The sequence below is a fragment of the Paraburkholderia sp. MM5384-R2 genome, from assembly GCF_014201025.1.
GTDB classification, from domain to species: Bacteria; Pseudomonadota; Gammaproteobacteria; order Burkholderiales; family Burkholderiaceae; genus Paraburkholderia; species Paraburkholderia tuberum.
The window spans coordinates 236,991-249,227 of record NZ_JACHDI010000005.1 but is presented as its reverse complement, the minus strand read 5'-3'; the positions used below and the strand labels follow the sequence as shown (position 1 = coordinate 249,227).

The following is a 12,237-nucleotide window of genomic DNA, read 5'->3' as shown; positions in this document are numbered from 1 at the left end:
GGGCAACGACTTCGCCGTTTTTCCTTTTCGACTTTTTGTCCTCACGACGCGAAAAGGGTGGCGATAACGACAGGCAACGCGCTGGCAACGTTCGCGAGCGACGCGCCGCAAAGGGAAGGGGCAGCGCCGGATCAGGACCGGCCGGCGCGATGAAGCGGGGAGAGACGCTAGTAGTCTCCACAGAGAGACGAATGTACGAGGTGAACCAGGGGCCGTGTCCGTGGGTTGGCACGGGCACGGCGATCTGGCCCAACGGCCGGGGCGCTGAGACCAGACGGCGTGACCTGGCGCAAATCTGCTCGACATCGGGGGCTGACATGAAACCACAACTGATTCGCAGGCCGGCCGCTTCGGGAGGAACCAGAAGCACTTACCGGCGGTATGTCGCGGCATCGCGCGCGCGCTTTTTCGCGCAGGCGGCGGGCTCGCCGGTCGATCTGCTGACGCTCGTCGTCGCCGAGGCGCTCGAGCGCCGAGCGCAAGCCGAGATCCGCCGCGACCTGCTGCGCGACGCGCTGTACGCCATGCCGGTGCGCGCTGAACGCGGCGCGGCGCAGCGGCGCGACGACGATGAAACCGACGTCTGACGCTTGCCGCTCGTCGGCTCGCAGCGACCGCGCAGGAATTCGATAACACCGTTTGCCGGCTCATGGTTTTCACGGAGGAGCGTCGCGGTAAGTAACTCGCGCCGAAGCCTGCGTCGTCAATCGTGAACAGACGACTGGAATAAAAGCCCGCGCATGACGCGCCAAGCGCCGCAGAGCTGCCATGATCGATATCTTCCTGATTGCCGCGAGCATCGAAAACGCGCAGCGAATCGTCGTGCGGCTCGAAGAGAGCGGCGTGCGTTACCGGCTGCACACCGCGTTCGGCCCGGCCCGGCAACTGCCGATGCACGCGCGCGTGGTCCGCGGCGCCGACCTGCTGATCGTCGACGACGCCAATCTGAGCGTGGGCGGACTAGACGGCATCGAGGAAACGCTCGCCTGCGCGCCGACGCTCCATTGCATGCTGGTGACGCCGGCGCCGTCCACCGCGCTGATCGGCGCGGCGCTGCGCGTCGGCGTGCGGCAGGTGCTGTCGTGGCCGCTCGATCGCAAGGCCGTCGTCGATGCGCTTGCGCAGATCGAAGCGCGGCGCCGCGAGACCGAGCGCCGCCACGCGCGCGTGGTCACCCTGGCATCGAGCAAGGGCGGTAGCGGCACCACGCTGATCGCGGTCAACCTCGCGTGCGCGCTCGCCGCGCGGCGTGAGCGGCGCGTGCTGCTGATCGACCTGAGCCAGCAATTCGCCGACGCGAGTCTGCTGATGGCGAATCGCCCCCCGCCCATGACGCTCGTCGATCTGTGCTCGCGCAACGAGCAACTCGACCCGGCGCTGTTCGACGCGTGCGCGATGCACGTGTGCCCGAACCTGGATCTGCTCGCCGGCGCCGGCGATCCGTTGAAGGCCGCCGAACTGCTGCCCGGTCAGTTGGACCGGATTCTGACGCTGGTGCGCGAGCGCTACGACGCGGTGCTGATCGACGTCGGCCCGAGCCTGAATCCGTCGACGATCCGCGCGCTCGCGCATAGCGACGCGATCTGCATGGTGGTGCGGCAGAACCCGCTGTACCTGCATGGCGCGCGCCGCATGCTCGATATCTTTCGCGAACTGGGGCATCCGTCCAGCAAGGTGCGGGTCGTCGTCAACCAGTACGACAAGGACGCGCAGATCAATCTGCCGATGCTCGAACGCACGCTCGGCGCGAGGGTCGCGCATCAACTGCCGCGCGACGATCAGCACGTCAACGATGCGCTCAGCCGCGGCGTGCCGCTCGTCGCGTGCGCGCGCGACAGCGGGCTCGCGCAAGGTATCGTGCTGCTCGCGAACATGCTGTGGCCCGCGAGTGCGGAGCGCCGCAGGAGCATGCTCGGCAGGTTGCTCGCGACGTGGCCGAATCTGCCGCCGCAATTGAAGCCGGGGGGCTAGGACGACGTCTACTCGCTGCTCGAGCCCGGTCTTCTGCTGGTGACCCTCGAGATCCGGAACATGATCGTCTGCGGCTGCAGTTGGCGCTGCGGGCCAGACTCATCCTGCGCGAAGAGAAGCTACAGTCCGACGACGAGCGCTATCGCGCATACCGTAGTAAGGTGAGATAGAGGGTCATCCCCGGCATCGTCTGTAGGCGTAGAGCCGCGGCCGCAGAGTTTCGAAAGCGTCGGGCAGGCTCGCGCCGTCCGGTCACTCCAGCGAGAAAATCACGTGAGCGCAGCACCGTCCATGCAAAACGCGCAGGGTTTCAGCGACCTCGCGTCGATCCTGTCCAATCCGATTCTGAATACGGATTCGTACAAGGCATCGCACTATCTGCAATATCCGCCCGACGCGACGGCGATGTTCTCGTACATCGAATCGCGCGGCGGACGTTACGGCCGCACGCTGTTCTTCGGCTTGCAGATGCTGTTGAAGGAGTACCTGTGCCGGCCGGTTACCGGCGCGATGATCGACCAGGCGCGGACCTTCTTCAGCGCGCACGGCGAGCCGTTCAACGAGGCGGGCTGGCGCTACGTCGTGCAGCGATACGGCGGCCATCTGCCGGTGCGGATTCGCGCGGCGCCCGAAGGCTCGGTCGTGCCCACGCACAACGTGCTCGTCACCGTCGAATGCGACGATCCGCAGGTGTTCTGGCTCACGTCGTATCTGGAGACGATGCTGATGCGCGTGTGGTATCCGATCACGGTCGCGACGCAAAGCTGGCATCTGCGCCAGACGATCCGCGCGTATCTGCTGAAAAGCAGTGACGATCTCTCGCAGCTACCGTTCAAGCTGCATGATTTCGGCGCGCGCGGCGTGTCGAGCGCGGAGTCGGCGGCGATCGGCGGCGCGGCACATCTGGTCAGCTTCATGGGCTCGGATACGGTGCTCGGCGTGGTTGCGGCGAATCACTACTACCGCGACCGCATGGCCGCGTTCTCGGTGCCGGCGGCCGAGCACAGCACGATCACGTCGTGGGGCCGCGAGCGCGAAGTCGACGCGTATCGCAACATGATCGCCCGCTTCGGCAAGCCGGGCGCGATCGTTTCGGTGGTGTCCGACTCTTACGACCTGTTCGCCGCGCTGAACGCATGGGGCGGCGAGCTGAAGCAGGCCGTGCTCGATTCCGGCGGCATGCTCGTGATTCGCCCGGACTCCGGCGATCCGTGCACGATCGTCCTGCACACGCTGCGCTCGCTGGAGGCTTCGTTCGGGTCGCAGACCAACAGCAAGGGGCGGCGCGTGCTCGACCATGTGCGCGTGATTCAGGGTGACGGCGTGAACCCGGATTCGATCGTCGCGATCCTCGCCGCGATGGACGAGGCCGGCTTCGCCACCGACAACATCGTGTTCGGCATGGGCGGTGCGCTGTTGCAGCAGATCAACCGCGATACGCAGCGCTTCGCGATGAAGTGCTCGGCGATCCGGCTAGGCGACACGTGGCACGATGTGTCGAAGGATCCAGTCACGGATCACGCCAAGCGCTCGATGAAAGGCCGGCTCACCTTGCTGCGCCATCGCCGCACCGGCGAGTACCGGACGGTCACGTTGCCGATCGCGTGGGAAGAGAGCACGGTGGAGGGCGAGTGGGACGAAGCGCTCGAGACGGTGTTCGATGCGGGCCGCTTGCTGGTCGATACGTCGCTGGCCGAGATTCGAGGCCGCGCATATGTGGACGAAGGTTGATCCAGCTTTCTGACTCATCGGCATGGTCACGAGCGGGTGGGTCATCAGCGCCCAGTGCTGCATGAAGGGCAGACCTACCGCAATATCCGACAGGACGCCGACCCCGATCAACGTAGCGACGCTGCCGTCAGCGTGAATCTTTACCATCGCGCGCGAAGCGCAGGAACGCCTTGACGGCGGGCGCTCGTCACGGCGTCGGTGGCGGCGCTGGTGTGGAAGCTCGTCGGGCGGGCGGAGGTGGTGCGCTTCAAGGGAGCGGTATCGGAAGGGTAAAAGCCGTCGTCGGCTCGTGCCGGCCCCCCTTTCACGCCGTTTTCCGATATCGTGTGCGCCATCCCCGCCGCCTACCGCGCGCGGGCTGTTTTTCCGGAGCGCGGCGCGACGCTGCGCGTGCATGACGCGCTCCCGCAATACACCATACGACATCAATGAGCCATCCCAACACCGAGCTGATCGAACGTTTCTACACCGCCTTCCAGCAACGCGACGCCGAGACCATGGTCGCCTGTTATGCCGACGACGTCGTCTTCAGCGACCCCGCTTTCGGCGAACTGGTCGGCGACGAAGCGCGCGACATGTGGCGCATGCTCGTCAAGCATGCGCAAGACTTCACGCTGACCTTCAGCGACATCGAGGCGGACGACCATACCGGCCGCGCGCAGTGGGTGGCGCGCTACCGTTTCGTCCAGACGGGGCGCGACGTCGTGAACCGGATCGAGGCGCGTTTCGTGTTCCGCGATGGGCTCATCGTCGAGCATCGCGACCGCTTCGATCTGTGGCTGTGGATGCGCCAGGCGATGGGCGTGCGCGGCACGCTGTTCGGCTGGTCGCCGTTCGTGCAGCGGATGCTCAGGCAGCAGGCGCGCCGAGGGCTGCTGCACTATCGCGGGCAGTTGACGCGCGACTAGGTGCGCGCGGGCGGCGTGGTGTATTTCCGCTACATGAACGGCCAGCGCCAGCTCGATCCGTCGACCCTGCACGGCGACCCGGCGACGGCGCGCTCGAAGGTCGCGCGTGGCATGCCTCGCGCCCACGGCGTTTCCTGCGACAGGAATGTGTAGACGAGGTCGAGGTCGAGATCGTCGATGCGGCTGGAAATCGTCAGTTCGCCTGCTTGCACGGCACGTCTCCTTTTGATCGCGCTGCGCTTGCGCGTCCCCTAGCTCTTCGCCGGAGTTTCACCGCCGCGCGAACCCCCACCGATACTCTGCCCAGCATTGCGGGCGAGCCCCATATATCCAGGCACGGACAGCAGCGTCAGCACGCCCGCGAACAGGAACGCGAGGCGGAAATCGTCGAGCGTGAACACGTGGCCGGTCGTCTCGCCGTTGAACAGCGCCGCGACGCGCAGCGACACCGCGCCGAACGCGATGCCGAGACCGATCGTCATCTGCGCGGCCGCGCTCCACAGCGTACTCGCCGCGCTCATCTGCGGCTGCGGGATGTCGGCATAGGCGAGCGTCGCGAGCGTCGAGAACTGCATCGAGCGCGCGACGCCGTACACGAACACGACGATCAGCACGAACACGAGCGGCACGTCCGGCGTCAGCAGTCCGCACGCGATGATGAAAATGCCGGCCACCGCCACATCGACGATCGACACCATCCGGAAGCCATAGCGCTTCAGGATGCGCGTGGTCAGCGCCTTCATGCCGAGATTGCCGAGCGCGCTCGCGAGCAGCAGCAGCCCCGAGCGGAACGCCGACAGCCCGAAACCGACCTGGAACAACAGCGGCATCAGATAGGGCACCGCGCCAATGCCAATGCGCGTGAACGAACCGGTGATGACCGTCACGGAAAACGTCGGCACCTTCAGCGTCGACACGTCGACGAGCGGATACGGATGACGCTTCGCATGCTGGAACGCGAGCGCGCCGACCAGCAGGCCGCCCGCCACGATCGAGACCGCGAGCCACGGATTGGTGGCCGCCTGGCTCGCGAGTTCCGCGCCGTACAGAATCGCGGTCAGCGCGACGCCGCCCAGCAGCAGGCCGACGACGTCGAGCGGCTTGCGTTCAGTGCCGCGCAGGTTCGGCACGATGGCGAGCGCGACGGCAATCGCCGCGAGGCCGAACGGCACGTTCAGCAGGAAGATCCAGCGCCACGACGCGTAGGTCGTGATGAAGCCGCCGATCGGCGGGCCGACCACCGGCGCCGCGATGGCCGGCCATGTGATCGTCGAAATCGCCTGCATCATGCGAGCTTTCTCGGTGCTGCGGACCACGATGAGACGGCCGACCGGCACCATCATCGCGCCGCCGATGCCTTGCAGCAGCCGCGCGGCCGTGAACTCGGGCACATTCTGCGACAGTCCGCACAGCACCGACGCGACCGTGAACACGCCGATCGCGCTGACGAACACGGTGCGCGCGCCGCAGCGGTCGGCGACCCAGCCGCTCGCCGGGATGAAGATCGCGAGCGCGAGCATGTAGGCGGTCATGCCGAGACTCAGGCTGTTCGGGCCGACGCCGAACGAACGCGCCATCTGCGGCAGCGCGGTGGCGATCACCGTGGTGTCGAGGTACTCCATGAAGAAGGTAGCCGCGACGATGTACGGCAGCCAGCCGACGTGCGCGGTGCGGGTGCCGCTGCAGCTCATCGGGCGAGCTCCCGTGCTGCGCGCGTGCGCGCTGAAAGACAATTGACGAGCCCGCGCGGGGCGCGTGAAGAGTTTGACTTCATGGTGCTTGCGACGACCTTTCGTTTGCGTTTTCGTGCTTCTGCCGGCAGCCGGGAGAGGGGCCCCGCGGACGAGGCCGGCGCCGCGAACGGTCGCGGCGGGCTGACGCCAACATCAGCTTGCCTGATTGCCAGCCCTGAATCCTAACGCAATAAAGGGTTCCATATCGCGCAGGCATGCAGCGCGTCGCACCGCCGCGCCGCCGCCCGAGCGTCAGTCCTTCCCCGCGTACTCCTTGTCCAGCCGGTCATACAGCGGCTTGTTGACGAGCCGCTGGCGCTCGCTGAACGGCGCGACGATCGTCGCGTCCTCGTCGAGGCGGCCGTTGCTTTGCAGCGTGCCGAGCGCGCGCTGCATGCCGAGCACCGCGCCCTGCAGCGCCGCATTCGCGTACAGCACGATGCCGTAGCCGAGCTTCGCGAGCGCGTCGCGCGACTGCACCGGCGTCTTGCCGCCGATCACGATGTTGATCAGCTGCGGCACATTGAACAGCCCCGGCAGACGCTCGATGTCGGCGAGCGATTCGGTCGCCTCGATGAACAGGATGTCGGCGCCCGCCTCGATGAAGCGATGACCGCGCTCGATCGCGTCCTCGATGCCGTGGACCGCGGCCGCGTCGGTGCGCGCCATGATCTGCAGGTTCGCGTCTTCGCGCGCGTCGACAGCCGCGCGGATCTTGCCGACCATCTCGCTCGCCGCGACGACTTCCTTGCCCGAGAAGTGGCCGCATTTTTTCGGCATCACCTGATCTTCGAACTGGATCACGTCGGCGCCGCTGCGCTCCAGCACGCGCACGGTCTGGCGCACGTTCAGCGCGTTGCCGAAGCCGGTGTCGGCATCGACGATCAGCGGCAGCGCGACCGCGTCGCGGATGCGCGCGGTGTGCTCTGCGACTTCGGCAAGGCCGATGAAGCCGAGGTCGGGTAGACCGAGCGACATGTTGGTGACGCCCGCGCCGGTGATGTAGACCGCCTCGAAGCCGGCGTCCTCGATCACGCGCGCGCTCATCGCGTTGAACGCGCCGGGCACGAGCAGGCCCTGACGCTGATTGACTTTGGCGCGGAACGCAGCGCGGCGGGTGGCGGAAGTGATGGTCATGATGCAGGTCTCCAGAAGGGAAATCGGTAAGGGAACGCGGCCGACATTCCGCAGGAAGCGTGCCATTGAACGGCAGTTCGCCGGTCGTGCCGCTGGAACAAGGGTTTGCGCGATATGAACTCCTGCCTGGACGTTCATGGCACAATCAGTGGAACGTTTCATGAAACGTTTCGAGGAACGTTTCAATCAAGGAGAGCCGCGTGTCCACGTTCACCCCATTTGTCGCGAATCCTGGCGCCGCCGTCGATGCCGGGCGGCCCGGTGTCGCACTCGTCAGTATCAGCCGACTGCAGTCGCTTTGCGAGGCGGTGGCGCCGCGCTACGCGGGCCGGGCGAAGTTCTTCACGGTGCGCGAGGGCTACGGCGCGGCCGTCGCCGCATTGCAGGCTTACGTGGACGCAGGTTCGGTCGACGTCGTACTGTCCGCCGGCTCGAACGGCGCGTACCTGCGCGAGAACCTCAGCGTGCCGGTGGTAATGGTCAAGGTGAACGGCTTCGACGTGCTGAGCGCGATCACGCGCGCGACCGCCACATGGCCGCAGGCGCGCATCGGGCTCGTGCTGCACGAAGCAATCGCGCAGGAGTTGGCCGACCTGAGCCCGCTCTTGAACGTCGATCTGCGGCAGCGCGCGTATCGGTCGATCGACGAAGTGCGGCTCGCAGTCGATGAACTCGCCGCGCAGGGCTGCCGCGTGGTGGTCGGCGCTGGCATGGCCTGCGATCTGGCGCAGCAGGCCGGCATGGAAAGCGTGTTCCTGTATTCGCTTGCCGCGGTCGAGGAAGCGTTCGAGCGCTCGGTCGAACTGGCGCGCGTGAGCCGCCAGAAGGAATCGAAGCGGGTGCGCCTGAACACGATCGTCGCGCATCTGCGCGACGGCGTCGCCGCGTTCGACGAAGCCGCCCAGCTCGAAGCCGTCAACCCGGCAATGCTCGAGCTGCTCGGCCTACGCGCCGCGCAGGCGGTCCCAAACGACGACGAGGACACCCCCGCACGAGTCGCGCGCGCGCTCGCGCCGCTGCTGCGCGAGACGCGCGCCGCCGACCAGCCGGTCGATGAACGCATCGAACAGATCGGCGGCCGCGCGCTGATCGTCGGCTGTGTGCCGATCGTCGAGCAGGGCGCGCGCGCCGGTTTCGTCGTGACGGCGCAGGACGCGCTCGTTGCGCAGCGGATCGACCGTTCCCTGCGCACCAGCCAGCGGCCGAGGCATCTGGTTGCGCGGCACCGGCTCGACGATCTGATCGGCGCTTCGGCGGCGCTCGAGCGCGTGCGCCGGCTCGCGCGCGCCGGCGCCGCGCACGACGCGACCGTGCTCCTGAGTGGTGAAAGCGGCACCGGCAAGGAACTGGTCGCACAGGGCATCCACAACGCGAGCCGGCGGCGCGGCAATCCGTTCGTCGCGTTCAACTGCGCGGCGCTGCCCGAGGGGCTGATCGAAAGCGAACTGTTCGGACACGAGGAAGGGGCGTTCACGGGTGCGCGGCGCGGCGGCAAGCCGGGGTTGTTTGAAATCGCGCACACCGGCACTATTTTTCTCGATGAGATCGGCGAAATGCCGGCCGCGCTGCAAAGCAGGCTATTGCGCGTGCTGCAGGAGCGCGAGGTGATGAAGCTCGGCGCGGGCCGCGCGACGCCGGTCGACGTGAGGGTGATCGCCGCGACGCACCGCGATCTGCACGCGCTCGTCGAGGAGGGCGCGTTTCGCACGGACCTGTATTTCAGATTAAATCTGCTTCAGATAAAATTGCCGCCGCTGCGCGAACGCCGTGCCGATATCGCGCCGCTGGCGCGGCATCTGCTGGAGCGCAGCGCGCTGCAGTACGGCTTGTCGGCGGCGGGGCTCGAGCGGGTGCTGGTGTTTCTCGCCCCGCTTTTTGCGGATTACGCGTGGCCCGGTAACGTCCGTGAACTGGAAAATCTCCTGGCCCGCGCGGCGATTTATATCGGTGAGCCAACCAACGAGATGTCCGGGAACCTGAGTGCCGACGCCTTGCCAGACCGGCAGGCCGTGTTTCCCGAGTTCTTCCGGATCAGGGCGGTCGAGGTCGAGCAGATCACACAGGCGCCTCCGGGCCCTGCGCCCGGCAGTACGGCGCCCCGCGCTACCCCCAGCCGTGAGGCTGCGCTGCGCGCTCTCGAACAATCGGGCGGCAATCGCGCCGCCGCGAGCCGAGCGCTCGGCATCGGCAGAACCACGCTGTGGCGGCTTCTGAAGAGCTGAAACGCCCGGCAAATCGTCCGATAGTTTCGACCGACGAAATGAATAGTGCGAGACTATCTAACTCATTAACACAATCCACTTTACCTATTAAGCGCAGTCTGACATACTGGCTCTACTTTCCAACCCCCTCAAAGAGAGGATTTAGCAAATGCCGATCATCAACAGTCAAGTCAAACCGTTCAAAGCACAGGCTTTTCACAACGGCGATTTCCAGACCGTCACTGAAGAAAGCCTGAAGGGCAAGTGGTCGGTTTTCGTGTTCTACCCGGCCGACTTCACGTTCGTGTGCCCGACCGAACTCGGTGACCTGGCCGATCGTTATGAAGATTTCAAGAAGCTGGGCGTGGAAATCTACAGCGTGTCGACCGATACGCACTTCACGCACAAGGCCTGGCACGACACGTCGGATACGATCCGCAAGATCAAGTACCCGATGCTGGCTGACCCGACGCTCGCTATCTCGCGCAACTTCGACGTGCTGATCGAAGAAGAAGGCCTCGCGCTGCGTGGCACGTTCGTGATCAACCCGGAAGGCGAGATCAAGCTGTGCGAAATCCACGACAACGGCATCGGCCGTGACGCTGGCGAACTGCTGCGCAAGGTTCAGGCTGCTCAGTACATCGCCAAGCACCCGGGCGAAGTGTGCCCCGCCAAGTGGACGCCGGGCGCGCAAACGCTGACCCCGTCGCTCGACCTGATCGGCAAGATCTAAGGTCCGCGCAGCTCACGCTGCACCCGCAGTCTGCATCTGCCGGGATCTTCCCGGCGCTTCACCGCGCGAATCGCCTGATACGGCGTTTCGCGCGTCCCCGGGCCCAACACGTCCTACCCGGATGCGTGCGGCGCCGGGGCACCCACCCCCCTCGTCACGGAATCGCAACGCCATGCTTGACGCCAATCTCAAGACTCAACTGAAGTCGTACCTCGAAAAAGTTAGCAGGCCTATCGAGCTCGTCGCATCGGTCGACGACAGCGCGAAGTCCCAGGAGCTGCTGGCCCTGCTGAACGACATCGCGACCTTGTCGGAGCGCGTCACGGTGATCGAGCGTCGCGGCGACGACGAACGCAAGCCATCGTTCTCGATTGGCGAAGCGGGCAAGGAAGCGGGCATCCGTTTCGCCGGCATTCCGATGGGGCATGAATTCACGTCGCTCGTCCTCGCACTGCTGCAGGTCGGCGGCCACCCGGTCAAACTCGATGATGCGGTGATCGAACAGATCCGCAGCCTCGACGGCGACTATCAATTCGAAACGTATTTCTCGCTGTCGTGCCAGAACTGCCCGGAAGTCGTGCAGGCGCTGAACGTGATGGCGTTGATCAATCCGCGCATCCGTCACGTCGCGATCGACGGCGCGCTGTTCCAGAACGAAGTCGACGCGCGCCAGATCATGGCGGTACCGACCATGTTCCTGAACGGCGAAACCTTCGGCCAGGGCCGCAGCGGCGTGAAGGAAATCCTCGCGAAGCTCGACACCAACGCCGGTGCGCGCGCCGCGAAGCAACTGGAGAACAAGCCGGTGTTCGACACGCTGATCGTCGGCGGCGGCCCGGCGGGCGCGGCGGCGGCGATCTACTCGGCGCGCAAGGGCATTGCGACCGGTGTCGTGGCCGAGCGTTTCGGTGGCCAGGTGCTCGACACGCTGTCGATCGAGAACTTCGTCTCCGTGACCGAAACCGAAGGACCGAAGTTCGCGACCGCGCTCGAACAGCACGTGAAGACCTATGACGTCGACATCATGGACGTGCAGCGCGCCGAAGCGCTGATTCCGGGGCGCATCATCGAAGTACGTCTGGCCAACGGCGCGGTGCTGAAGGCGAAGACGATCATCCTCGCGACCGGTGCGCGCTGGCGCGAAATCAACGTGCCGGGCGAGCGCGAGTATCGCAATCATGGCGTCGCGTACTGCCCGCACTGCGATGGCCCCTTGTTCAAGGGCAAGCGCGTCGCGGTAATCGGCGGCGGCAACTCGGGCGTCGAGGCCGCGATCGACCTCGCGGGTCTCGTGCGCGAAGTGACGCTGCTCGAATTCGGTGCGACGCTGCGTGCCGACGAGGTGCTGCAACGCAAGCTGCGCAGCATGCCGAACGTGACCGTCGTCACGCAGGCGCAGACCACGGAAATCACCGGCGACGGCAAGAAGGTCAACGGTCTGGTCTACAAGGACCTCGCTTCGGGCGAAGTGAAGACGGTCGAACTCGAAGGCGTGTTCGTGCAGATCGGTCTCGTGCCGAACACCGAATGGCTGAAGGGCACGGTCGAGCTGTCGAAGCATGGCGAGATCGTCGTCGATGCGCGCGGCGCGACGTCGGTGCCGGGCGTGTTCGCCGCCGGCGACGTGACCACGGTGCCGTTCAAGCAGATCGTGATCGCGGTGGGCGAGGGCGCGAAGGCATCGCTGTCCGCATTCGACCACCTGATCCGCAACAGCGAAGAAGTCGCGGCGGTCAGCGAAGCGGAAGCGGAAGCCGAAGCAGCGGTTTGATTCGGTAGCTCGGAGAGGCAAACGGCGGCCCGCGGGCCGCCGTTTCAGTTTG

At 65.9% G+C, this 12,237-nt stretch carries 9 protein-coding genes and 1 pseudogene; 7 read left to right on the top strand and 3 right to left on the bottom strand.

Annotation, left to right across the window (positions count from 1 at the left end):
• Window positions 1-317 precede the first annotated feature (317 nt).
• From HDG37_RS11590 to HDG37_RS11575, 4 genes are all read left to right on the top strand, one after another.
• Window positions 318-587 (top strand): hypothetical protein, encoded by a 270-nt coding sequence (locus tag HDG37_RS11590; RefSeq protein ID WP_184047187.1) that lies wholly within the window; start codon window positions 318-320, stop codon window positions 585-587.
• 181 nt (window positions 588-768) lie between these two features.
• Entirely contained in the window at window positions 769-1,971 is a 1,203-nt protein-coding gene (locus HDG37_RS11585) for an AAA family ATPase (protein WP_184047184.1), read from the top strand.
• A gap of 291 nt (window positions 1,972-2,262) precedes the next feature.
• Window positions 2,263-3,702 (top strand): nicotinate phosphoribosyltransferase, encoded by a 1,440-nt coding sequence (locus tag HDG37_RS11580; protein WP_184047181.1) that lies wholly within the window; start codon window positions 2,263-2,265, stop codon window positions 3,700-3,702.
• Window positions 3,703-4,130: 428 nt separating this feature from the next.
• Complete coding sequence (locus tag HDG37_RS11575) at window positions 4,131-4,610, top strand: nuclear transport factor 2 family protein (protein WP_184047178.1); 480 nt, start codon at window positions 4,131-4,133, stop codon at window positions 4,608-4,610.
• A 68-nt stretch (window positions 4,611-4,678) separates the two neighbouring features.
• Here HDG37_RS11575 and HDG37_RS11570 read toward each other — a convergent pair.
• The 3 genes and pseudogenes from HDG37_RS11570 to HDG37_RS11560 all read right to left on the bottom strand — a co-directional run.
• Window positions 4,679-4,822, bottom strand: a pseudogene (locus tag HDG37_RS11570) (GNAT family N-acetyltransferase); the annotation flags it as partial.
• A 39-nt stretch (window positions 4,823-4,861) separates the two neighbouring features.
• A complete protein-coding gene (locus HDG37_RS11565) occupies window positions 4,862-6,301 on the bottom strand; it encodes an MFS transporter (protein ID WP_184047175.1) in 1,440 nt (479 codons plus the stop codon).
• Between the two features lie 294 nt (window positions 6,302-6,595).
• Window positions 6,596-7,480 carry an oxaloacetate decarboxylase gene (locus HDG37_RS11560; protein ID WP_184047172.1) on the bottom strand — a complete coding sequence of 295 codons (885 nt, stop codon included), beginning with the start codon at window positions 7,478-7,480 and terminating at the stop codon, window positions 6,596-6,598.
• A gap of 200 nt (window positions 7,481-7,680) precedes the next feature.
• Here HDG37_RS11560 and prpR point away from each other — a divergent pair, with 200 nt between their 5' ends.
• The 3 genes from prpR to ahpF all read left to right on the top strand — a co-directional run bounded on the left by prpR (window position 7,681) and on the right by ahpF (window position 12,185).
• Complete coding sequence (gene prpR / locus HDG37_RS11555) at window positions 7,681-9,702, top strand: propionate catabolism operon regulatory protein PrpR (protein WP_184047170.1); 2,022 nt, start codon at window positions 7,681-7,683, stop codon at window positions 9,700-9,702.
• 148 nt (window positions 9,703-9,850) lie between these two features.
• Window positions 9,851-10,414 carry an alkyl hydroperoxide reductase subunit C gene (gene ahpC, locus HDG37_RS11550; protein WP_090809789.1) on the top strand — a complete coding sequence of 188 codons (564 nt, stop codon included), beginning with the start codon at window positions 9,851-9,853 and terminating at the stop codon, window positions 10,412-10,414.
• Between the two features lie 172 nt (window positions 10,415-10,586).
• Window positions 10,587-12,185 (top strand): alkyl hydroperoxide reductase subunit F, encoded by a 1,599-nt coding sequence (ahpF, locus tag HDG37_RS11545; protein ID WP_184047166.1) that lies wholly within the window; start codon window positions 10,587-10,589, stop codon window positions 12,183-12,185.
• Window positions 12,186-12,237: the final 52 nt, after the last annotated feature.

Excerpts from the sequence above, each read along its gene's own strand:
- HDG37_RS11560 (WP_184047172.1), bottom strand. The coding sequence starts at position 7,480 with ATGACCATCACTTCCGCCACCCGCCGCGCTGCGTTCCGCGCCAAAGTC.
- HDG37_RS11590 (WP_184047187.1), top strand. The coding sequence starts at position 318 with ATGAAACCACAACTGATTCGCAGGCCGGCCGCTTCGGGAGGAACCAGA.
- HDG37_RS11575 (WP_184047178.1), top strand. The coding sequence starts at position 4,131 with ATGAGCCATCCCAACACCGAGCTGATCGAACGTTTCTACACCGCCTTC.
- HDG37_RS11585 (WP_184047184.1), top strand. The coding sequence starts at position 769 with ATGATCGATATCTTCCTGATTGCCGCGAGCATCGAAAACGCGCAGCGA.
- HDG37_RS11565 (WP_184047175.1), bottom strand. The coding sequence starts at position 6,301 with ATGAGCTGCAGCGGCACCCGCACCGCGCACGTCGGCTGGCTGCCGTAC.
- ahpC (WP_090809789.1), top strand. The coding sequence starts at position 9,851 with ATGCCGATCATCAACAGTCAAGTCAAACCGTTCAAAGCACAGGCTTTT.
- HDG37_RS11580 (WP_184047181.1), top strand. The coding sequence starts at position 2,263 with ATGCAAAACGCGCAGGGTTTCAGCGACCTCGCGTCGATCCTGTCCAAT.
- ahpF (WP_184047166.1), top strand. The coding sequence starts at position 10,587 with ATGCTTGACGCCAATCTCAAGACTCAACTGAAGTCGTACCTCGAAAAA.